The sequence below is a fragment of the Nocardia sp. NPDC058666 genome (assembly GCF_042714895.1).
GTDB lineage: Bacteria > Actinomycetota > Actinomycetes > Mycobacteriales > Mycobacteriaceae > Nocardia.
Genome location: NZ_JBHXRY010000001.1, coordinates 89555 through 115393, shown reverse-complemented (window position 1 = coordinate 115393; position 25839 = coordinate 89555). Strand labels below are relative to the sequence as shown.

Genomic DNA, 25839 nt, shown 5'->3' with positions numbered 1-25839 from the left:
GGCGGAGGTGGTCAGGACTACGGTCGGCTCGGCGGTCTCGAGGACATAGGCGATGCGGTCGGCAGGCTGATCCAGATCCAGCGGAACGTAGGCACCACCGGCTGCCAGCACCGCGTACACAGCGACGACGAGGTCAGCCGACCTGCGGATGCCGAGCGCGACCAACTCGTCCGGTCCGACACCGGAATCGATGAGCTTGTGGGCCAATCGGTTCACTCGCCCGGTGAACTCGGCGTAGGACAGAGCTGTCCCCTCGAACGTCAACGCGATCGCCGCAGGATCGACCGGGTCGGTGGGGAAGAGGTCGACCAGCGTGGCGTCGGTGTTGGCCGGGACGACGAACGCGCCGGTCATACCACCCATGCAAACCAGTTCGGTGGCGTTCCACTTGTTCAGCACCAACTCGCGTTCAGCGGTGCCGAGCAGGTCGATATCGCCGACCGATAGCTGAGGCTGTGCGCCGACACCTTCGAGCACACGCACGAACCGCTCGCCGAAGGCGGTCATCGTCGCCGAGTCGAACAGGTCGGTGGCGTAGATCAGCTCGGCGATCATGCCGGACGCGTCGCCGGGCTTCTCGGTGAGCACGACCTGCAGGTCGAACTTCGCCACGTCGATCGGCAGGTCTACGCCGCTGACCGTGAGGCCGGGCAGTTCGAGACTGTTCTGGGCGGTGTTCTGGAAGGCCAGCATGACCTGGAACAGCGGGTGGCGGGCCTGCGAGCGGGCCGGGTTGATGATCTCGACCAGGCGCTCGAAGGGGAGGTCGGCGTGGCCGAAGGCGGCGATGTCGGCGGCGCGGACTTCGCCGAGCAGGTCGGTGAAGGTGGCGTCGCTGTCGACCTCGGTGCGCAGCACCAGGGTGTTGACGAACATGCCGATCAGGTCGTCGAGGGCACGTTCACCACGGCCCGCGATGGGGGTGCCGATGGCGATGTCGTTCTCGCCGGACAGGCGCGAGAGCAGCAGCGCGAGGGCCGCGTGCGTGACCATGAACAGCGTCGCGCCACGGGTGCGGGCCAGGTCTGTCAGTGCCGCATGGGTTTTCGCGTCGATCTCGAAGGTGTGGGTGGCACCGCGGCCGCTGGCGACCGCGGGGCGCGGCCGGTCGGCGGGCAGGTCGAGCTGTTCGGGCAGGCCGCGCAGGGTCGAGCCCCAGTACGAGATCTGCTGGGCGATCACCGATTTCGCATCGTCCTCGTCGCCGAGCACGGCACGCTGCCACAGGGTGAAGTCGGCGTACTGGACGTCGAGGGGTCGCCAGGCCGGTTCGGTGCCTTCGACGCGGGCGCTGTAGGCGGTCATCACGTCGCGGGTCAGCGGGCCCATGGAGAAGCCGTCGGCCGAGATGTGGTGCACGACAAGGGCGAGCACGTGTTCGGTGGGGCTGATCTCGAACAGGGCGGCGCGGAACGGCACCTGCGTGGTGACGTCGAACGCGGTGAGTACCAGTTCCGAAAGGCGTTGCGGCAGTTCGGCGGCGGTGGTCTCGATCGGTGCGAGGTCGGGGATGACCTTGCCGGTCGGCACGATCACCTGGTAGCCGGCGCCCGAGACCTCGGGGTAGTAGCTGCGCAGGGACTCGTGGCGGGCGAGCACGTCGGCCACGGCCACCTGCAGTGCCTGGCGGTCGAGCAGACCCGAAAGTCGCACGGCGGCAGGAATATTGTCCACTGCGGACTCGGGGTCGAAGCGGTTCAGGAACCACATGCGCTGCTGTGCCAGCGACAGCGGCACCCGTTCGGGGCGCTGCTGCGGCACCAGCGGTGCGCGGCGTTCGGCACCGGAGTGCGTCTCGGCGCGGGCCGCCAGCGCGGCGACGGTGGAGGCTTCGAACAGCTCACGCACGCCGATATCGGAGTCCAGCGCAGCCGACAGACGGGCCGCGACCTGGGTGGCGGTCAGCGAGTTACCGCCGAGGGCGAAGAAGTCGTCGTCCAGGCCGACCCGATCGAGGCCGAGCACACCGGCGAAGGTGGCGGCGACGATCTCCTCGACCGGGGTGGTCGGGGCGCGGAACACCGCGGCCTCGAACACCGGCGCGGGCAGCGCCTTGCGGTCGAGCTTGCCGGAGGCGTTGAGCGGGAACTCGTCGAGGACGATGATCACCGCGGGCACCATGTAGGCGGGCAGGTTGTTGCCCAGTTCCTCGCGGGCGTCCTCGATGTCGACGGTGCGGCCGGTCGCGGGGATGACGTAGGCGACGAGCTGGTCGCCGGTGTGCTGATCGCCGCGCACGACGACCACCGACTGGGCGACCTCGTCCAAGCCCGTGAGCGCCGATTCGATCTCGCCGAGTTCGATGCGCAGACCGCGCAGCTTGACCTGGAAGTCGGTGCGGCCCAGGTATTCCAATTCGCCGTGTTCGGTCCAGGCGACGAGGTCGCCGGTGCGGTACATGCGTTCGCCGTCTTCGCCGAACGGGCTGGCGACGAAGCGGTCCGCGGTCAGGTCCGGGCGGGCGACGTAACCGCGCGCCAGCTGATCACCGGCGAGGTAGAGCTCACCCGCGACGCCGACCGGGACGGGGCGCAGGCGCGCGTCGAGGACGTAGACCTGGGTGTTGAAGACCGGCGCACCGATCGGCACGGTGTCGATATCGGTGTCAACGACCTCGTGGAAGGTGACGTCGACCGCGGCCTCGGTGGGGCCGTACAGGTTGTGCAGCGCGGCACCGGTCAGCTCGCGCAGACGGTGAGCGGGCTTGGGCGGCAACGCTTCACCGGAGGCGAACACCATGCGCAGCGAATCGCACTGTGCGGCAGCGGCATCGGCGACGAACACCGCGAGCATCGACGGAACGAAGTGCGTGACGGTGACGGCCTCGGCGCGGATGATCTCCGCGAGGTACGCGGGATCGCGATGGCCGTCGGGCTTGGCGACGACCAGGCGAGCGCCGATCTGCAAGGGCCAGAAGAACTCCCACACCGACACGTCGAACGTGGCAGGCGTCTTCTGCAGCACCACGTCGGCCTCGGTCAGACCGTAGGCCTCCTGCATCCAGACCAGGCGGTTGACGATCGCACCGTGGCTGACCGCAACACCCTTCGGACGACCCGTCGAACCCGACGTGAAGATCACATACGCGGTGTTCTCCGGACGCAGCGGCGCGATGCGCTCGGCGTCGGTGACGCGGGTGTCGGTGTAGCCGTCGAGGTCGAGCAGGTCGATGCGGACCTGCGCGGTGTCGATGTCCAGGTCGGTGCCCGAGGTGAGCACGCACACCGGATCCGCCGTTGCCAGAATGTATTCCGTGCGCTCGGCCGGGTGGTCGGGGTCCAGCGGCACGTAGGCGCCACCGGCCATGCTCACCGCGTACATGCCCACGACCAGGTCGATCGAGCGGCGCATGCCCAGTGCCACATAGGTTTCCGGGCCGACGCCGCGGTCGATCAGCCAGCGCGACAGGCGGTAGACGCGGTGGGCGAATTCGGCGTAGGTGAGGTTCGTGCCTTCGAAGGACAGGGCTATCGCCTGCGGTGTGCGGGCGACCTGGGCCTCGAACATCGAGATCAAAGTTGCTTGCTGGTCGACCTCGTGCGCGGTGGCGTTCCACTCGCGCACGACCAGTTCGCGTTCGGCGGCATCGAGCAGTGCGATATCGCCTACGGCCACAGTCGGTTCCGTGGTGATCGCGGTGAGCACTCGGATGAGGCGTTCGGCGATGCGGTGCACGGTGGCGGCGTCGAACAGGTCGCTCAGGTAGCCGGCGCGGATGCGCAGCTGGGTGTCGAGCTGGGCGATCAGCGACAGCGGGTAGTGGGTGGCGTCGGCGGCGTCGAGGCCGGTGACGGCCATGCCGTCGATGTCGGCGGCCTGGGCCTTGATGCCCTCGGCGTCGACCGGGTAGGACTCGAAGACGACCAGGGAGTCGAACAGGCCACCGATGCCGGCGGCGGACTGGATCTCGGCGAGGCCGATGTAGTGGTGGTCGAGGAGGTCGGCCTGCTCGCCCTGGGTGCGGGTGAGCACGTCGCGCACCGATTCCGCGGCGTCGAAGCGCACACGCACCGGGACGGTGTTGATGAACAGGCCGACCATGGATTCCACGCCCGACAGCTGCGCGGGGCGACCCGAGACGGTGGTGCCGAAGAGCACGTCGTCGCGGCCGGTCATGCGACCGAGCACGATCGACCAGGCGACCTGCAGGACGGTGTTCGGGGTGACGCCGAGGTCGGCGGCCAGGGCGACCATGCGCGCGGTGGTGGCCTCGTCGAGGTCGAATAGGTACTCGTCGGACAGGGCGGCGATCTCGCGGCTCGCGTCGGGGCGGGCCAGCATGGTCGGCTCGGTGACACCGCGCAGGGCATCGGACCAGGCCTCGACCGAGACCGAATGATCCTGGCGGGCAACCCATTCCAGGAAGTGCCGGTAGGAGCGGACGGCGGGCAGCGCGCTCGCGTCGCCGTGCAGGGCGTAGAGGGCGAGCAGGTCGCGCATGACCAGCGGCGTCGACCAGCCGTCGAGGAGGATGTGGTGGTTGGACACCACGAAGCGCCATTCGTGCTCGGCGATCTGGATCAGGGTGAAGCGGATCAGCGGCGGGTTCGCCAGGTCGAAGCGAGCGGTGCGGTCGGCCTCGACGAGATCGGCGAATTCGCCCGATTCGGTGCGGTCGTGTTCGGTCCAGGCCACGCGGGTGGTGTCGAGGACGACCTGCACGGCATTGCCGTCGTGGTCGGTGACGAACGCGGTGCGCAAGGTTTCGTGGCGGTCCAGCAGGGCCTGGGCCGCCGCGCGCAGACGGGTGGCGTCGACGCGACCGGTGAGCGTGAGGACGGCCTGGGCGGTGTAGACGTCGACCGAGGTGGCGGCCAGGCGCGCGTGGAAGAACAGGCCTGCCTGCAGCGCGGCGAGCGGCCACACCTGGGTGAGTTCGGGGTAGCGGGTTTCCCAGGTGTCGATGTCGCGCTGGGTGGCGCGCACGAGGGCGAAGTCGGACGGGGTGTGGCCGCCCGCGTCGGCCGAGTTGGCGTGCCGGGCAACGGCTTCCAGCGCGGTGATCCACAGGTCGGCGAATTCGCGGACCTCGGCTTCGGCGAGCAGGGTGCTCGGGTAGCCGATATTGGCGCTGAGCTTGTCGCCGACGACGATCGCGTTCACGTCGAGGGGTGCCATGGCGGGCATGTCGGCGTCGTAGGCGCCGCCGAGGGCGGCCAGCTCGGGTGCTGGGATCCAGCCGAAGCCGCGCAGGGCGTCGGGGACATCGCTGTCGGCGACGCGGCCCAGGTAGTTGAAGCTGATCTGGCCGGGGAGCTGCGTGGGCAGTTCGGCGGCGGTCTCGGCGTTCATGTACCGCAGCAGGCCGTAACCGATGCCCTTGTCGGGCACCGCGAGCAGCTGTTCCTTGACGGCCTTCACGGCCTGGCCCAGTGCGGGTCCACCGGCGAGGGCGGCGTCGATGTCGATGCCCGCCAGGTCGAGGCGGACCGGGAAGATGGCGGTGAACCAGCCGACGGTGCGGGACAGGTCGGCGCCGGGCGCGACCTCTTCCTCACGGCCGTGGCCTTCGAGACGCACGAGCAGTGCGTCGTTGTCCGCGTCGGCGCGGCGGCCGTTGCCGAGCGCGCCGGGGCCGGTGCGTGTGGAGCGCCACTTGGCGGCGGCCAGGGCCAGCGCGGTGAGCAGGCCGTCGTTGACGCCACCGTGGAACAGGGCGGGGACGGTGGTGAGCAGTGCCTTGGTGACCTCGGCGGACACCTCGACCGGCAGCTTCTCGACCACGCCGGAGACGTCGACCGCGGGGTCCATCGGCCGCTCGGTGAGCAGCGGGTCCGGGGTTTCGACAACCGCACGCCAGAAGTCCAGCTCGGCGGCGCGGTCGGTGCTGCGCGCCTCGTCGGCCAGTGCGTGCGCCCAGGCGCGCATGGAGGTGGCGGGGGCGCCGAGTTCGGGCTGCTGGCCCGAAGAGAGCTGACCCCACGCGGACACGAAGTCGGGCACGAGGATGCGCCACGAAACACCGTCGACCACGAGGTGGTGGGCGACGACGATCAGGCGACCTGCGCGAGAGGACGCGACATCCGGTTCCAGCCAGACGAAGCGCACGACGATGCCGTTGGCCGGATCGAGGCGGTCGAGGCTGGCATCCAGTGCGGCCGAGGCGATTTCGACCAGTTCGTCATCGGAGACGTTCGGGTCGAAAACAGTGCGGTCGATCAGCTCGGTGGCGTCGACGGTGCCGGTGGGGGCGGTGGTGACGACCCAGCGGCCGTCGACCTGGTGCAGGCGCGAGCGCAGCATGTCGTGGCGGTCGATGACCGCGCCGACGGTGGCGGCGATGCCCGCGCGGTCGATGCCGACCGGCAGTTCCAGTGCCATGGTCTGGTTGAACCGGTTGTACGAACCGGCCCGCTCGGCCATGAAGCGGACGACCGGGGTCAGCGGCATGTCGCCGACGCCACCACCGGGCAGTTCGGCGAGGGTGATCGCGGAAGCTGCTGCGACATCGGCGGTTTCGGCGACCGAGGCGAGTCCGGCGACGGTGCGCTGTTCGAAGACGTTGCGCGGGGAGAACAGCACGCCGCGTGCCTTGGCGCGGGAGACGAGCTGGATGGAGACGATCGAGTCGCCGCCGAGGGCGAAGAACGAATCGTCGACACCCACGCGCTCCACGCCGAGGACCTCGGCGAAGACTTCGGCGATGGTCTGTTCGATCGGATTGCGTGCGGCCCTGAAGGTGACCTCGGTGGCGAAGACCGGTTCGGGCAGTGCCTTGCGGTCGAGCTTGCCGACGGGTGTCAGCGGCACGTGGTCGATCACCATGATCGACGACGGCACCATGTACGCGGGCAGTCGGTCTTCGACGTGCGCGGTCAGGGCGGCGATGTCGATCGAATGACCCGGTGCGGCAACCACATACGCGACCAGCGAGACGGCGCCGGCGGTGCTCTTGTGGCCGACGGTGGTGGCGAAGTCGACGGTCTCGTGTGCGGCGAGGGCGGAGTCGATCTCGCCGAGTTCGATACGGAAGCCACGGATCTTGACCTGGAAGTCGGAGCGGCCGACGTATTCGACGGTGCGGTCGGCGGTCCAGCGCACGACGTCGCCGGTGCGGTACATGCGCTCGCCCGGCAGGAACGGGTCGGCGACGAACCGGTCGGCGGTGAGGCCGGCGCGGGCGTGGTAGCCGCGGGCCAGCTGGATGCCCGACAGGTAGAGCTCACCCGCGACACCCACCGGAACGGGCTGGAGCTGGGCATCCAGGATCAGCGAGCGCATGCCGCGCGTCGGTCCACCGATGGTGACCAGTTCGCCCGGCACCAGCGCGGCGCTGATGTTGGTCATGATCGTGGTCTCGGTGGGGCCGTAACCGTTGTGGAAGGCGCGAGTGGTGCCGTCCGCCAGGGGAACTGCCCACTTCGACACGAGGTCCGCGGGGACCGCTTCACCACCGGCGACCAGGACGCGCAGGGAGTCGAGGCCGCTGGGGTCGAAGGTGGCCAGGGCGGCGGGGGTGATGAAGGCGTGGGTGACCTGCTCGGTGCGGATCAGTTCGGACAGTTCGTCGCCGCCGTAGACGCCCGGCGGGACCACGACCAGGGTGCCGCCGCGGGCCAGGGCCAGCAGCAGTTCCAGGATCGAGGCGTCGAATGAGGGGGACGCGAAATGCAGTGCGCGCGTTGCGGAGTCGAGCCCGTAACGCTTCGCCTGCTCCTCGCCGAAGTTGGCGAGACCGGCATGGGTGACCACGACGCCCTTGGGGACGCCGGTCGAGCCGGAGGTGTAGATGACGTAGGCGGGCTGTTCGGGGCTGGTCGCGCGGACCAGTTCCGAGTCAGCGATCGGGCCACCGTCGAAGCGAGCGAGATCGAGTTCGTCCAGCACGAGCCAACCGGATGCGGGAGCATCTGCGGTCGCCCCGGCCGAGGCGATGTCGGGCAGTCCGCCCAGCACCGATGCGACGGTGATGCCCAGCGGCGAACCGGAGTCGGTGACCATGTGGGCGATGCGGTCGGCCGGGTAGGTCGGGTCGACCGGGACGAAAGCCGCACCGGTCTTGGCGACGGCCCACGCGGCCAACACCGAATCGGCCGAACGCGGGACACCGATGGCGACGAGGTCTTCGGCGCCGATCCCCTCGGCGATCAGCAAGCGCGCCAACCGGTTCGAGCGTTCATCGAGGTCCGCGTAGGACACAGCTGTCCCCTGGAACACCACGGCATCGCCGGTCGGGTTCTGGGCGACGGCCGCGGCCAGGAGGTTGCGCAGGGTGCGGGCGGGCACCGGCGGTTCGCCGACCCGGAACACCAGGTCGGAGCGCTCGGCGGCGTCGAGCACGTCGATCGCGCCGACCGGGATCGTGGCGTCGGCGGCGATCGCTTCCAGCACGCGCTGCCAGCGCACGGCGATGCCGGCGACGGTGTCCTCGTCGAACAGTTCGGTGGCGTAGTTCAGTGCCAGCGCCATGCCGCCGTGGCCGGGTTCGCCCAGCTCGGACAGGGTGAACTGCAGGTCGAAGCGGGCGACGCTCTCCTCGAGGTCCAGCGCGGAGACGGCGAGGCCGGGCAGTTCCAGGGTGGTGCGGTCCAGGTTCTGGAAGGCCAGCATCACCTGGAACAGCGGGTTGCGCGACTGCGAGCGTTCGGGGGCCAGCAGTTCCACCAGTCGCTCGAACGGGACGTCGGCGTTGCCGAAGGCGTCGAGGTCGGCGATGCGGGCCTGTTCCAGCAGGTCGGTGAAGGAGTCGGCCGGGCGCACGCCGGTGCGCAGGACCAGGGTGTTGACGAACATGCCGACCAGGTCGTCGAGGGCCTGCTCGCCGCGGCCCGCGATGGGGGTGCCGATGGCGATGTCGTCGGAGCCCGACAGGCGGGACAGCAGGACCGCCAGCGCGGTGTGCATGACCATGAACAGCGACGCGCCTTGGCGGCGGGCGACCTCGTCGAGCTTCGCGATCAGCTCGGGCGAGAGTTCGCGGTGCACGCTGGCGCCGATGTGCGAGGCGATGGCCGGGCGGGGGCGGTCGAACGGCAGGGTCAGTTCGTCGGGGACGCCGGCGAGCTGGGACTGCCAGTAACCGACCTGGCGCGACATGAGCGAGTCGGTGTCGTCCTCGGTGCCGAGAACCGCGCGCTGCCAGATGGCGAAGTCGGCGTACTGGACGGGCAGGGGTGCCCAGCCGGGGGCGGTGCCCTGGGCGCGGGCGGTGTAGGCGCGCATCACGTCGCGGGTCAGCGGCGCGATGGAGAAGCCGTCGGCGGCGATGTGGTGGACCACGACGACGAGCACGTGCTCGTCGACCCCGTTCACCTTGAACAGACGCGCGCGCATCGGAACCTGTTCGGCCACATCGAAACCGGTGGACACGAACTCGGTGACGGTGGCGAACAGCTCGTCCTGCGCGATCGCGATCGGGCGCAGGTCCAGCGAAATGCGTTCCGCCGCAACGATCTGCTGGACCGGGGTGCCGCCGTGTTCGGGGTAGCGGGTGCGCAGCGATTCGTGCCTGCGGACCAGGTCGGCCAGCGCCAAAGACAGTGCCTCGGTGTCGAGTTCGCCGGTGAGGCGGTTCGCGACGGGCAGGTTGTAGGCCGCGGACGTGGTGTCGTACTTGTTGAGGAACCACATGCGCTGCTGCGCGAACGACAGCGGAACCAGTTCACCGTCGGCGCGTTCGCGGGCGACCAGCGCCGCGCGGGCGGTGCCGCCGGTGTGCGATTCCACCCGTGCCGCAAGGGCTTCCACGGTGGAGGCCTCGAACAGCGCGCGCACGGGAACCGTGGTGCCCAGTGCCGCGCCGATGCGGGCGACCACGCGGGTGGCGATGAGCGAGTTGCCGCCGAGGTCGAAGAAGTCGTCGTCGACGCCGACCCGGTCCAGGCCGAGCACGTCGGCGAAGACCGCGGCGACGGTCTCCTGCACCGGTGTGACGGGTGCGCGGAAGGCGCGCGCCTGCACGGCGGGGGCGGGCAGGGCGCGGCGGTCGAGCTTGCCGTTGACGGTCAGCGGGATCCACTCGAGCCGCACGAGCGCGGCGGGCACCATGTAGGCGGGCAGCTGTTCGGCGGCGCCGCCGCGGATGGTTTCGAGGTCGGGTTCGAGTTCGCCCTCGGCGACCACGTAGGCGACGATCCGCTGGTCACCCGGCTGATCCTCGCGCACGATGACCGCGGCCTGGGCGATACCGGGCTGCGCGAGCACGGCGGCTTCGATCTCACCGAGTTCGATACGGAAGCCGCGGACCTTGACCTGGTCGTCGGCGCGGCCGAGGTATTCGAGTTCGCCGAAACGGTTCCAGCGCGCGAGGTCGCCGGAGCGGTACAGGCGCGAGCCGCCCTGGTTCGGGCCCGCGAGGGGGTTGGCGACGAAGCGGGTGGCGGTCAGGTCGGGGCGACCGAGGTAGCCGCGCGCCAACTGCGGTCCGGCGACGTACATTTCGCCCGCTACACCGACCGGAACCGGCCGCAACCGGTTGTCGAGGACGTACACGCCCAGGCCCGCGATGGCCCGGCCGACGACCGAACCGGCCGCGGCCGCAATGGTTTTCGCGTCCAGCGCACGGAACGACACGTGCACCGTGGTCTCGGTGATGCCGTACATGTTGACCAGCGTCGGCGAGCTGTCACCGTGGCGCGCAACCCAATCCGACAGGCGACGCAATTCGAGGGCCTCGCCGCCGAACACGACGTAGCGCAGCGCGAGGGGCTCGAGACCCGGTCCGGCGTTGCGGTCGGCCTCGGCCAACTGGTAGAACGCCGACGGCGTCTGGTTGAGCACCGTCACCTGCTCCACCCGCAGCAGTTCCAGGAACTGTTCGGGCGAACGCGAGGTGTAGTAGTCGACCACGATCAGCTCGCCGCCGAACAGCAGCGGGCCCCACAGTTCCCACACCGAGAAGTCGAAGGCGTAGGAGTGGAACAGCGTCCACACGTCGCGCGGACCGAAGCCGAAGTCGCGGTCGGTGTTGGCGAACAGGCGCACCACATTGCGGTGCGCGACGGCGACGCCCTTGGGGCGGCCGGTCGAGCCGGAGGTGTAGATGACGTAGGCGACGTTGTCCGGCGACAGCGGCGCGAGGCGGTCGGCGTCGGTGATCGGGGCGTCGTCGGCGTCTTCGACATTGCCGGTTTCCACCGCGAAGCCGTCGAGGATCACCGAGGGCAGGTGCTCGGGCACGGTCACCTGGACCGTGGAATCGAGCACCACGCTGGTGGGACGCGAGTCTTCCAGGACGTAGGCGATGCGCTCGGCCGGGTAGGTCGGGTCGACCGGTACGTAACCGGCACCGGTCTTGACCACCGCGAGCAGGGCGACGACCAGGTCCAGCGAGCGCGGCAGGATCACCGCGACCAGCGATTCCGGGCCCGCGCCGTCGTCGATGAGCCTGCGCGCCAACACATTCGCGCGCCGGTCGAGTTCGGCGTAGGTCAGCGATTCGACACCGAACTTGGCGGCGATGCGGTCCGGGTAGGCCTGCGCCGCCGCGTCGAACAGGTCGACCAGAGTGGTGTGCTTGTTGCCGAACAGGCCGCGCCGGTAGCCGGCGGGGGTGCTGGCGTCGTGGATGACCGGCAGGCCGATGGCGTCGGCGCCCGAGGACACCCAGCGCTGGGCGACGTCGCGCTGTTCGGCCTCGCCGAGCAGGTCGATATCGCCGACGATCACGTCGGGGTTCTCCGCGACGCTGCGCAGGATGCGCACGAGGCGGTCACCGAAGGCGGCGACGGTCTCGGCGTCGAACAGATCGGTGGCGTAGTTCCACGACAGGGCAAGCGAGCCGTCGGCGGCTTCGCCGACGGTGAGCTGCACGTCGAATTTCGCTGTGCCCGGGTCGAAGTCGACGACATCGAGGTCCAGGCCGGGCAGCGCGATGGTGCCGGTGTCGGCGGCGGTGGCCGCTTCGAAGGTCAGCGCGACCTGGAACAGCGGGTGGTGCGCTTGCGAGCGGGCGGGGCTGAGCACGTCGACCAGGCGCTCGAAGGGCACGTCGGCGTTGGCGAAGGCGGACAGGTCCACCTTGCGGATCTGGTCGAGCAGGTCGCCGAAGCTCGCGCTCGAGTCGACCTCGCTGCGCAGCACCAGGGTGTTGACGAACATGCCGACCAAGTCGTCGAGGGTGCGCTCGCCGCGACCGGCGATGGGGGTGCCGATGGCGATGTCGGTGCTGTTGGACAGGCGCGCGGCCCAGGTGGCCAGTGCCGCGTGCATCACCATGAACAGGGTGACGCCGCGGGCGCGGGCGATCTCGGTCAGCGCGTGGTGCAGTGGCGCGTCGACCGAGAAGCGGTGCAGGTCACCGGCATTGGTGGCGACCTCGGGGCGCGGGCGGTCGGCGGGCAGTTCGATCTGGTCGGGCAGGTCGCGCAGCTGCTCGGTCCAGTAGGTGAGCTGGCTCGCGGCGACCGATTCGGGATCGGACTCCTCGCCCAGCACCTCACGCTGCCACAGGGTGTAGTCCGCGTACTGGACCTCGAGGGGCGCCCAGGCGGGGATCTCGCCGCGGGTGCGCTCGGTGTAGGCGATCACGACATCGCGCAGCAGCGGACGCAGCGAGAAGCCGTCACCGCTGATGTGGTGCATGACCAGCACAGCCACGTGGGTGCGCTCGTCGACGCGCAGAAGGCTTGCGCGGAACGGGATTTCGCGGGTCACGTCGAAGTGCACGCTCGCCAGTTCGATCACGCGCGCGACCACATCGCTCGCGGCGACCGGCTGGACGGGCAGGGCGAACCGGACCTCGTCGGCGGGCAGGACCTGCTGGTAACCGGCGCCCTCTTCGACCGCGCCCGCGGTGAAGTCCGCAGCCGGGTAGAAGGTGCGCAGCGACTCGTGCCGGGCCACCACATCGGCGATGGCCGCTTCCAGCGCGGCGACGTCGAGGTCGCCGGTGAGGCGGATCGCGACCGGGATGTTGTTGACGGCGGTGCGGTTGTCGAAGCGGTTGAGGAACCACATCCGCTGCTGGGCCTGCGACAGCGGCACCAGTTCGGGACGCGGGCGCGGCGCGAGGGGAACGCGTCCACCGCGACCGGTGTGCGTTTCCACGCGGGCGGCCAGCGCGGCCACGGTCGATGCTTCGAACAGCGCGCGCAACGGCACCTGGGTGTCCAGTGCCTCGGACAGCCGCGCGGCGACCCGAGTGGCGATCAGCGAGTTGCCGCCGAGTTCGAAGAAGTCGTCGTCGAGACCGACCTGACCGGCACCCAGCACCTCGGCGAAGGTGGCGGCCACGATCTGCTGCACCGGCGTGACCGGGGCCTGGAACGCGCGCACGGCGAACACCGGCGACGGCAGCGCCTTACGGTCGAGCTTGCCGGAAGCGTTGAGCGGGAACGCATTCAGCACGACATAGGCCGCGGGCACCATGTACACGGGCAGTTCGGTGCCGAGGGCCAGCTTGACCGCGTCGGTGTCGACGGTGGCGCCGGTGGCCGGGATGACGTAGGCGACCAGCTGATCGCCGGTGTGCTCGTCGGCACGCACCACGACCACCGACTGGGCGATCTCCGGCAGCGCCGTCAAAGCGGACTCGATCTCGCCGAGCTCGATGCGCAGACCGCGCAACTTCACCTGGAAGTCGGTGCGGCCCAAGTACTCCAGCTCGCCGTCCGCGGTCCAGGTGACGAGGTCACCGGTGCGGTACATGCGCTCGCCGAGCACGAACGGGTCGGCGACGAAGCGGTCCATGGTCAGGTCGGCGCGGCCCACATAGCCGTGGGCCAGCTGCACGCCCGCGAGGTAGAGCTCACCCGCGACACCCACGGGAACGGGGCGCAGTCGCGAATCGAGCACGTACAGACGGGTATTGAACACCGGGGCACCGATCGGCACCGTCTCGGTGTCGGCGTCGGTGACCTCGTGATAGGTCACGTCGACGGCGGCTTCGGTGGGGCCGTACAGGTTGTGCAGTGCGGCGCCGGTCAGTTCACGCAGACGCTGCGCGGTCGGTGCGGGCAGACCCTCACCGGAGGCGAAGACGTTACGCAGCGAAACACAGTCGGCGGCAAGCGGTTCGGTGACGAACACGGCCATCATCGACGGCACGAAGTGCACCGTGGTGACCTGCTCGGCCGCGATCAGCCGGGCCAGGTAGGCCGGGTCGCGATGCCCGTCCGGCTTGGCCACGACCAGGCGCGCACCGACTTGCAAGGGCCAGAAGAACTCCCAGACCGACACGTCGAAGGTGGCGGGGGTCTTCTGCAGCACCACGTCGTCGGCGGCCAGGCCGTAGGCGGCGTGCATCCAGACCAGGCGGTTCACGATGGCCGCGTGGCTGACCGCGACACCCTTGGGGCGACCGGTGGAGCCGGAGGTGAAGATGATGTAGGCGGTGTTGTCCGAGCGCAGCGGGCGGTGCCGGTCGGCGTCGGTGACCGGCTCGGTCGAGTGACCGGAGAGGTCGAGCTGGTCGATGCGCACCTCGCGACCGGCGGCCGCGGGCAGGCTCTCGCCCGAAGTCAGGACGCAGACCGGCTGCGCGGTATCGAGGATGTGCTCGATGCGCTCGGCCGGGTGATCGGGGTCGAGCGGCACGTAGGCGCCACCGGCGGCGGAGACGGCGTACATGCCGACCAGCAGGTCGATCGAGCGCCTCATGCCAAGGGCCACATACGATTCCGGGCCGACACCGGCGTCCTTGAGCCAGCGCGCCAGCTGACGCACTCGCCCGGCGAACTCGGCGTAGGACAGACTCGTCCCCTCGAACGTGAGCGCGATCGCGTCGGGAGTCCGCGCGACCTGGGCTTCGAACAGGGCGTGCAGGGTGGCCGGGTCGTCGTCGCTGGGGGTGCTCAGTGCGGCGTCGACGGCGAATTCGGTGTCGTTCCAGCGGTCGAGCACCAGCGAACGTTCGGCGGTATCCAGGAGTTCGATGTCACCGACGGGGGCTGCGGGGTCCACGACGATGGCGGTGAGCACGCGCAGCAGGCGGGCACCGAACTTCGCGGCGAACTCGGCGTCGAAAAGGTCTGTGGCGTAGACCAGTTCGGCTTCCATGTGGCTGTCGTCGGGGACCTCGCTGAGCGCGAGCTGCAGGTCGAACTTGGCCATGTGCTGGTCGATGCCCAGTTCGGAGACCGTGAGGCCGGGCAGTTCCAGGGTGGTGCGGCCCAGGTTCTGGAACGACAGCATCACCTGGAACAGCGGGTGCCGCGACTGCGAGCGGGCCGGGTTGAGCACCTCGACGAGGCGTTCGAACGGCACGTCGGCGTGCGCGAAGGCGGCCAGGTCGTGTTCGCGGACCTGGCCGAGCAGTTCGGTGAAGGTGGCGGCGGGGTCGACCTGCGCGCGCAACACCAGGGTGTTGACGAACATGCCGACCAGGTCGTCGAGGGCCTGCTGGCCGCGACCGGCGACGGGGGTGCCGATGGCGATGTCGTCGGTGCCGGACAGGCGCGACAGCAGCACGGCGAACGCGCTGTGCACCACCATGAACAGGGTGGTGCTGTGGTCGTGGGCGACCTGGTTCAGTGCCTCCACGAGCTCGCCCGGCAGTTCGAAGCGGTGCGTGCCCGCCTGGTAGCTGGGCTGGGCGGGCCGCGACTTGTAGCCCAGCCGCAGTTCGTCGGGCAGGTCGGCCAGCGCGCCGCGCCAGTGGTCGAGCTGTTCGGAGATCAGCGAGGTCGGGTCGGCTTCGTCGCCGAGGATTTCGCGCTGCCACAGCGCGTAGTCCACGTACTGCACGGCCAGCGGCGGCCAGCCGGGTTCGGTGTTGGCGGTGCGGGCCACGTAGGCGGTCATCAGGTCGCGCACCAGCGGGCGCAGCGAGAAACCGTCGGCGGCGATGTGGTGGACCACCATCACCAGCACGTGTTCGCGTTCACTGAGTTCGTACACGCGAAGGCGCACAGGGGCATTGGCGGTGACGTCGAAACCGCGGCGGGCGAACTCGTAGAGCGAGGACGCCATGTCGGTCTCGTCGGCCTCGATCAGTTCCACGTCGGGAATCGAGGCGGCGGCGGACAGCACCTTCTGGAAGGGGGTGCCGTCGGGCATGGTCGCGCGAGCCGACTCCGGCGCGACGAACACCGGGTAGATCGTGCGCAGGGTTTCGTGGCGGGCGATCACATCGGCGACCGCGCCGCGCAGGGCGGGCAGGTCGAGCAGGCCCTGCAGGCGGACCGCGACCGGGATGTTGTAGGTGCCGGTATCGGCGACGTCGAAGCGGTTCAGGAACCACATGCGCTGCTGTGCCAGCGACAGCGGCGGCTGCTCCGGACGCGGCCCGGCGGTGAGCTCGGCGCGCAGACCGGTGCCCGCGTGCGATTCCACGCGTGCGGCCAGCGCGCCGACCGTCGGTGCTTCGAACAGGGTGCGCACGCCGACCTCGGCGTCCAGGGCCTTGCTCAGGCGTGCGGCGACCTGGGTGGCCACCAGCGAGTTGCCGCCGAGGGCGAAGAAGTCGTCGTCGACGCCGACGCGTTCGGCGCCCAGCAGATCGGCGAAGATCTCGGCGACGATCTCCTCGATCGGCGTGGAGGGCGCACGGAACATCTTGGCTTCGAACACCGGCGCGGGCAGCGCCTTGCGGTCGAGCTTGCCGGAAGCGTTGAGCGGGAACACATCCAGCACCACCAGGGCCGCGGGCACCATGTAGGCGGGCAGTTCCGCGGTGATGCCGGCCTTCACGGCGGCCACGTCCAGGACCGTATCCGCTTCGGGCGCAACGTAACCCACGAGCTGGTCACCGGAGTGCGGGTCAGAGCGCACGACCACGACCGACTGCGCGACGCCCGGCTGAGCCAGCAGGGTCGCTTCGATCTCGCCGAGTTCGATGCGCAGGCCGCGCAGCTTCACCTGGAAGTCGGTGCGGCCCAAGTAGTTCAGTTCACCGTAGGACAGGTCGCCGTCGGACACCGAGGACCACGTGACGAGGTCGCCGGTGCGGTACATGCGCGAACCGGCCGCGCCGTACGGGTTGGCGACGAAACGGTCGGCGGTGAGGTCGGCGCGGTTGAGGTAACCCACGGCCAGCTGATCGCCCGCGAGATAGAGCTCTCCCGCGACACCGGGGGCGACCGGATGCAGGCGCGAATCCAGCACGAACACACGGGTGTTCCACACCGGGCGGCCGATCGGCACCGACTCGGTGTCGGCGTCGGTGACCTCGTGATAGGTCACGTCGACCGCGGCTTCGGTGGGGCCGTACAGGTTGTGCAGGCGGGCGCCGGTCAGCTCGCGCAGGCGCTGCGCGGTCGGCGCGGGCAGCGCCTCACCGGAGGCGAACACCTGGCGCAGGCGCACGGCGGTGCCGTTGCCGTTGGTGCCCAGCGTGGACACGAACACCGACAGCATCGAGGGCACGAAGTGCGCGGTGGTGATGCCGCGCTCGGCGATGATCTGGGCCAGGTACACCGGGTCGCGGTGGCCGTCGGGCTTGGCCACCACCAGGCGGGCGCCGGTTTGCAAGGGCCAGAAGAACTCCCACACCGACACGTCGAAGGTGGCGGGGGTCTTCTGCAGCACGGCGTCGGCGGCGTCGATCGGGTACTCGTGCTGCATCCACAGCAGTCGGTTCACGATCGCGGCGTGGTCGACCGCGACGCCCTTGGGGCGACCGGTCGAGCCCGACGTGAAGATCACGTAGGCGGTGTTGGTGGCCCGAATCGGTTGCACGCGTTCGGCATCGGTGATCGGCGCGCCGCTGAAATCGGCGGGCGATTCGATGTTCTCCAACGCGTGCACGGTGACACCGTCGGCCTCGAACCCGTCGCGACGACTGGTGAGCACCAGCCGCGGCTGCGCGGTCTCGATGATGTGGCCGATGCGATCGGCGGGCTGATCCGGGTCCAGCGGCACGTAGGCGGCGCCGGTCTGCAGCACCGCGTACATGGCCACGACCAGTTCGGTGGAACGCCGAATCGCCAGTGCCACATGGTCGCCGGGGCCGATGCCGTCGGCGATCAGGCGGCGGGCGATGCGGTTGGCGCGCTCCTGCAGCTCGCGGTAGGACAGTTCCTCGTTGTCGAAGACCAGGGCCACGGCGTCGGGGGTGCGCTGCACCTGCGCGTCGAACAGCGACACCAGGGTGGCGTGCGGCACCGCGTGCGCGGTGTCGTTCCAGTCGACCAGGACCTGTGCGTGCTCCTCGGGCGCGAGCAGGTCGATATCGCCGACGAACACCTCGGGGTCGGCCACGATCGCGGCGAAGATGTTGTCGAGCCTGCGCGCGAACGCGGCGATCGTGGGTTCCTCGAAAAGGTCGAGCGCATAGGAGAACTCGGCCGCCATACCGCCGACTTCACCGTCGGTGTCCTGCACCTCGGTCAGCGTGAGCTGCAGGTCGAACTTGGCCAGCTGCGGGTCGTAATCGATGCCGCTGACGGCAAGGCCGGGCAGCTGCAGCGAGGCCTGCTTGTTGTTCTGGAACGACAGCATCACCTGGAACAGCGGGTGGCGGGCCTGCGAACGGGCCGGGTTGAGCACCTCGACCAGGCGCTCGAAGGGCACGTCGGCGTGCGCGAAGGCCTGCAGGTCGGTCTCGCGGGCCTGGTCGAGCAGGGTCGCGAACGGGGTGGCGCCCTCGACCTGCGAGCGCAACACCAGGGTGTTGACGAACATGCCGACGAGGTCGTCCAGTGCCTGGTCACCACGACCGGCGACCGGGGTGCCGATCGCGATGTCGGTGGTGCCGCTGGCACGCGCGAGCAGCACGGCCAGCGCGCTGTGCATGACCATGAACAGCGAGGCGTTGTAGCGGCGGCCCAATTCGACCAGGGCGCGCTGGGTTTCGCCGGCGATCACGAAGCTGTAGGTGCCGCCACGGTAGGAAGCGGCGGGCGGGCGCGGGTGATCGGCGGGCAGCACGAGCTCGTCGGGCAGATCCGCGAGTTCTTTTGCCCAGTAGGCGATCTCGGAGGAGATCAGCGACTTCGGATCGGATTCCGAACCGAGCACCTCACGCTGCCACAGCGCGTAATCGGCGTACTGGACGGGCAATTCGGCCCAGGTCGGCGCTTCCCACGAGGTGCGCGCGGCGTAGGCCATGATCACGTCGCGCGACAGCGGCGACATCGACCAGCCGTCGGCGGAGATGTGGTGCACCACCATGCCGAGCACGTACTCGGACTCCGACACCTCGAAAAGCCGTGCGTGCAACGGCACTTCGCTGGTCACGTCGAACGCCATCGAGGCCAGATCGATCAGGTGATCGATGAGGTTGTCCTCGGTGACCCGGTACGGGGTGAGGTCGGGCACGATCTGCGCGGCGTCGAGAACCACCTGCACGGGACCGTTGCCGGAGTCGGGGAACACCGTGCGCAGCGACTCGTGCCGGTCGATGACGTCGATGACCGCGACCTGCAGCGCGGCCACGTCCAGGTCACCGGACAGCCGGATCGCGACGGGGATGTTGTTGACCGCCGAGGCGGTGTCGAAGCGGTTGAGGAACCACATGCGCTGCTGCGCCAGCGACAGCGGCACCCGATCGGGACGTTCGCGCGCGACCAGCGCCTTGTGCGCACCGTCGCCGGCCTGCGACTCCACCCGCGCGGCCAGCGCCGCGACCGTGGACGCCTCGAACAGCATCCGAACCGGAACACGCGTGTCCAGGGCGATGCCCACGCGCGAGACCACCTGGGTCGCGATGAGCGAGTTGCCGCCCAGTTCGAAGAAGTCGTCGTCCACGCCGATGCGCGGCACACCGAGCACGTCGGCGAAGATCTGCGCCACGATCTGCTCGATCGGCGTTGTGGGAGCACGGAATTCGCGCATCTCGAACACCGGCGCGGGCAGCGCACGGCGGTCCAGCTTGCCGTTGACGGTCAGCGGGACGGTGTCGATCTGCACGAACGCCGACGGCACCATGTACGCCGGGAGCTGCTCGGCGGCGGACTGGCGGACCTCGTCGAGATCGAGCCTGCCCTCATCGGCCACGACGTACGCCACGATCCGCTGGCCGCCCGGCTGATCCTCGCGCACGATGACCGCGGCTTGGGAGATGCCGGGCACCGCGAGCACGGCGGCTTCGATCTCACCGAGCTCGATGCGGAAACCACGCACCTTGACCTGGTCGTCGGCGCGGCCGAGGTACTCGAGTTCGCCGAAGCGGTTCCAGCGCGCGAGGTCGCCGGAACGGTACAGCCGCGCGCCGTCGCCCATCGGGCTCGCGACGAACCTGGTCGCGGTCAGGTCGGGGCGACCGAGGTAGCCGCGGGCCAGCTGCGGGCCCGCCACATACATCTCGCCCGCGACGCCGACCGGCACCGGCCGCAGTCGCGAATCCAGCACGTACACACTGAGTCCGGCGATGGCGCGACCCACGATCGAGCCCGAGGCCGCGCCGATGGTGTCCGCGTCCAGCGCACGGTAGGACACGTGCACCGTGGTCTCGGTGATGCCGTACATGTTGACCAGCATCGGACCGGTGGCGTCGGGGCCGTGGCCGTCGCCGTGCCTGCTCACCCAGTCGGACAGGCGGCGCAGCTCGAGCGCCTCACCACCGAACACGACGTAGCGCAGGGCCAGCGGGGCGGCCGTAGCTCCGGCGTTGCGGTCGGCTTCGGCGAGCTGGTAGAACGCCGACGGGGTCTGGTTGAGCACGGTGACCCGCTCGGTCCGCAGCAGGTCGAGGAACTGCTCGGGCGAACGGGAGGTGAAGTAGTCGACCACCACGACGGTGCCGCCGAACAGCAGCGGACCCCACAGTTCCCACACCGAGAAGTCGAAGGCGTAGGAGTGGAACAGCGTCCACACGTCGTCGGGTCCGAAACCGAAGTCGCGGTCGGTGTTGGCGAACAGGCGCACGACGTTGCGGTGCGCGACCGCGACACCCTTGGGGCGGCCGGTCGAGCCGGAGGTGTAGATGACGTAGGCGACGTTGTCCGGGGACAGCGGGGCCAGGCGGTCGGCGTCGGTGATCGGGGCGTCGTCGACATCGTCGAAGTCGCGCAGCACCAGCACGGGCAGGTCGTCGGCCAGCTCGACCTCGGTGTCGGCGTCGATGACCACGCTGGTCGGGCGCGAGTCCTCGAGCACGTACGCGATGCGCTCGGCCGGGTAGGTCGGATCGACCGGCACGTAACCCGCGCCGGTCTTGACCACCGCGAGCAGCGCGACGACCAGGTCCAGCGAGCGCGGCAGGATCACCGCGACCAGCGACTCCGGGCCCGCGCCGTCGGCGATCAGCTTGCGCGCCAACGCATTCGCGCGCCTGTCGAGCTCGGCGTAGGTCAGCGATTCCGCGCCGTAGCGGGCGGCGATATTGTGCGGATGCGCGGCGGCCGCGGACTCGAACAGGTCGACCAGGGTGATCTCGCGGTCGGCGAACCGGCCGGTGCCACCGTCGGGTGCCGAGCTCACCCACTGCTGCTGCACATCGCGACGTTCCTGCGCCTCGAGCAGGTCGATATCGCCCACCGCGACCGTGGGGTCGACCGTGATCGCCCGCAGGATCGAGATCAGTCGGTCGATGAACGACTGCACCGTCTCCACGTCGAACAGATCGGTGGCGAACTGCGCGACCGCGGCCAGACCCTGCGGTGCGCCGGTGCTGCTGTGCTGTTCGGTGATGGTCCACTGCAGGTCGAACTTGGCGATGCCGACCTCGAGCTCGTCGGCACTGACGGTGAGGCCGGGCAGTTCCAGTTCGCCGTGCGACATCTCCTGGAACGACAGCATCACCTGGAACAGCGGGTGCCGGGCCTGCGAGCGGGTCGGGTTGAGCACGTCGACCAGGCGTTCGAAGGGCACGTCGGCGTTGCCGAACGAGGCCAGGTCGGTCTCGCGGGTGCGGGCGAGGAAGTCCGCGAACGACAGGCCGGGGTCCACGTCGGAGCGCAGCACCAGGGTGTTGACGAACATGCCGATCACGTCGTCGAGGGCCTGTTCGCCACGACCGGCGATCGGCGTGCCGACGGCGATGTCGCGGGTGTTGGACAGTCGCGACAACAGCACCGCAAGGGCGGCGTGCATGACCATGAACAGCGTGACGCCCTGCGCCCGTGCCAGTGCGTTCAGTTCCGCGTGCAGCGCGGGGTCGATGTCGAAGCCCAGTTGCGCGCCGCGGAAGCTCTGCCGCTGCGGGCGGATGCGATCCGCGGGCAGGTCGAGCTGGTCGGGCAGGCCGTCGAGGGCACGACGCCAGTGATCGATCTGGCGGGCGGCGATGGATGCCGGGTCGGATTCCGCGCCCAGCAGCTCGTGCTGCCACACGGTGTAGTCGCGGTACTGGATCGGCAGCGGCACCCATGCGGGCGACTCCCCCGCGGCGCGCGCGAGGTAGGCCGAGGCGACGTCGCGGGCCAGCGGACCGAAGGAGAAACCGTCGGCGGCGATGTGGTGCACGACGAAGGCGACGGCGTATTCCGGTGTGCCGTTGGTGTTTCCGCCGACGACCTTGAAGATCTGCACGCGGATGGGCAGTTCGAGGGTGACGTCGAAACCGGTCGACGCGAAGTCGATCAGCGTGTTCTGCAACAGCGACTGGTCGATCGGAGTGACCGTGATGCCGAGGTCGAATTCGTCGGGGCCCAGCACCCGCTGGAAGCCGCCGTCGGCGTCGGGGAAGATCGTGCGCAGCGATTCCTGGCGCACCACAACATCATTGAGCGCGGCGATCAGGGCGTCGACGTCGACGCGACCCTTCATCCGCACCACGAACGGCAGGTTGTAGGTGGGCGCGGCGGGATCGAACTGGTTGATGAACCACATCCGCTGCTGCGCCAGCGACAGCGGCACCCGCTCGGGATGCGGCTGCGCGACCAGCGCCGGACGGGTAGCGGAAGTCTCTGCGGGCGTGGCGGATTCGGCCCGCGCGGCCAGCCCGGCCACGGTCGGGGTCTCGAACAGCGCGCGCACGCCGAGCTGGATGCCGAAGGCGGCGCCGATGCGGGCCACGACCTGGGTGGCGACCAGCGAGTTGCCGCCCAGTTCGAAGAAGTTGTCGTCGGCGCCCACCCGTTCCTGGCTGAGCACGTCGGCGAAGATGCCGGCCACGATCTGCTCGGCGGGGGTCCGCGCGGCACGGAAATCGCCTGCGGCAGCGGTGAAGACGGGTTCGGGCAGGCCCTTACGGTCCAGCTTGCCGGAGGTGTTGAGCGGGAAGGCGTCCAGCACCATGATCGACGCGGGCACCATGTAGGCGGGCAGCTTCTCGGACACGAAGCGGGTCAGCGTCGCCGGATCGGCGGACTGGCCGGGCGCGGGCACGATGTAGGCCACCAGCTGCTGGCCGGTCGCGGTGTCGACCACCAGGACCGCGGCCTGACTGACGGTCGGGTGCGCGAGCAGGTCGGTTTCGATCTCACCGAGCTCGATGCGCTGACCACGGAACTTGACCTGGAAGTCGGTGCGGCCGATGTACTCGAGCACGCCACTTGCGTTCCACCGCACCAGGTCACCGGTGCGGTACATGCGCTCGCCGGGGCCGCCGACGGGGTTGGCGACGAAACGATCCGAGGTCAGGTCGGGGCGGCCACGGTAGCAGCGCGCCAGCTGACGGCCCGCCAGATACAGCTCACCCGGGGCACCGATCGCGGCCGGGCGCAGGCGCGAATCCAGTACGTAGACTTCGACATTCCACTCGGGGATACCGATCGGCACCTGCGTGGTGTCGGCTTCGGTGGCCTCCCAGTAGGTGACCGAGACCGCCGCTTCGGTGGGGCCGTAGAGGTTGTGCAGGCCCGCGTCGGAGATCGCGCGCAGACCTGCGGCGGTCTCGGGAGGCAGGGCTTCGCCGATGACGAAAACCGCACGCAGCGTTGCGCATTGGGCGCGCGTGGCGTGCGAGACGAACACCGTCAGCATCGACGGGACGAAGTCGGTCACGGTCACGCCGTGCCGCTCGATCATGTCCGCGACGTACAGCGGATCGCGATGACCGTCGGGGCTGGCGATAACCAGCTTCGCGCCGACCATCAGCGGCAGGAAGTAACCCCACAGCGACACGTCGAAGGTGGTGGCGGTCTTCTGCAGGTAGACGTCATCGGCGGTGAGCTGGTACTCGTCCAGCATCCACAGCTCTTGGTTCACGATCGCGTGGTGCGTGACCGCGACGCCCTTGGGGCGGCCGGTGGAACCCGAGGTGTAGATGACGTAGGCCGTGTTGTCCGGGCGCAGCGGCGACAGGCGGTCGGCGTCGGTGACAGGTGTGGCGTCGAAACCGGTCGTGTCGAGTCGATCGATCTCCACGCGGGCGACGTTGTCGGGCAGATCCAGCTCGTCTGCGCTGGTGGTCAGCACGCAGACCGGTGCCGCGGACTCGAGGATGTAGGCGGTGCGATCGGCGGGGTGATCGGGGTCGATCGGCACGTACGCGCCACCGGCCCGGAGCACTGCGTGCATGCCGATGACCAGGTCCAGCGAGCGGCGCATGCCAAGGGCGACAAGCGATTCCGGGCCGACGCCGTCGGCGATCAGGAAGCGGGCCAGGCGGTTCACCTTCGCGGCGAACTCGGCGTAGGTGAGGGTTTCGCCTTCGAAATCCAGGGCGATGTTGTCGGGGGTGCGCGGGATCTGCGCGTCGAGCAGCGCGGGCAGCGTGGTCGCGGGGACCTCGTGCGCGGCGTCGTTCCACTCGGTCAGCGAGCGTTCCAGCTCGGCGGTGCCGGTGACCGGCAGACTCCAGACCGGCAGCTCGGCGTCGGCGGCCAGGAAGCGGTCGAAGAACTCCAGGAACCGCCCGTGGTGGGTCTGTGCCTCGGTCGCGGAGTACAGGTTCGGGTTGGTCTCGAAGTCGATGTGCGAGCGGGTGCCGCCGTGCGACTGATAGAAGTTGACGCCCAGGTCTTCGATGCTGCCCGTGGACAGCACGTTGAGCGTGCCTTCCATGTCACCGAACCGCAGGTGATTGTCGAACAGCATGATGTTGACCCACGGTCCGAAGAACTCCGTGGAGACCATGCCGTCGCCCGCGGAATCGCGACGGATGTCCTCGTGGCGGTAGCGCTGGTGGCGCAGGGCGCCGGAGACTTCGGTGGTCACCGCGCGCAGCAGTTGCGCGACGGTGGTGTCGTGGCCCACGCGCAGGCGCAGCGGGACGATGTTGGAGGTCGCGCCGCCCGAGCGTCGCATCACCGCGGTGGTGCGGGCGGTGACGGGCAGGCTGAGGATGACGTCTTCGGTGCCGGTGATCTGGGCCAGGTACGCGGCGAAACCCGCGATGAGCAACGGCGCGGCGGTGCTGTCGTGGCGGGCGATCGCCGCGGTGAGCAGCTGGTCCTGTGCCGGGTTCAGTGCGGCGCTGGTGATGTCGTTGACCGGCGAGGGCGGAGCCGAGCGGCCGGTGAGGCTGCTGCCCTCTTCCAGACCCGCCACACGCTGCGCCCAGTGTTCTTTGTCGGACTGGAACCGGGTGCTGTCGCGGTAGGAGATCTCGGACTCGTACAGCGCCCGCAGATCGGTCGCCTTGTTCGGCGGGGCCGGGGTGCCGGTGACCTCCGCGGTATAGAGCTGTGCCGTGCGATTGACGAAGTTGTTGGCGCCGAAACCGTCGAGCACGATGTGGTGCACGCGGGCATACCAGTACCAGCGGTCGTCGGCCAGGTGCAGCGCGGCGGCTTGCACGAGACGGTCGGCGACGATGTCGAGTGGGCGGCTGTACTCGGCGCGCATCCACGCGGCGGCGGCGGCTTCGGGGTCGGCTTCGCCACGCACGTCGACATAGATCAGCGTCGCGTCCTGGCTGGGGTCCACGGTCTGCATGGGCTCACCGTCGACCTCGACGATGCGCAACCAGCCCGATTCCAGGTCCGATGCCGCGCCGGCGCTCGCCCGTTCCAGGGCGGCGACGTCGAGGCGTCCACGCAGGTCGACGTACTGGGCGATGTTGATCGGCACCTGTGGGTCGACGTGCTGCGCGTACCAGATACCCAGCTGTGCGGGCGAGAGCGGGAAGTACTCCGAAGAGTCTCCACGTCCGTCACCAGTTTCGCCGTTTCCGCCGAAATCCAGCCGGTCCAA

General features: G+C 69.5%; 1 protein-coding gene (running past one end of the window). It reads right to left on the bottom strand.

Features of this window, described 5'->3' with window-relative positions:
- A protein-coding gene (locus ACFWVD_RS00390; protein WP_379239738.1) for a non-ribosomal peptide synthase/polyketide synthase crosses the window boundary here: on the bottom strand, nucleotides 1–25839 show its 5' portion. Its footprint begins 18129 nt before the window's first position; 25839 of the gene's 43968 nt are visible here — the first part of the coding sequence; its start codon is at nucleotides 25837–25839; the stop codon falls past the left edge of the window.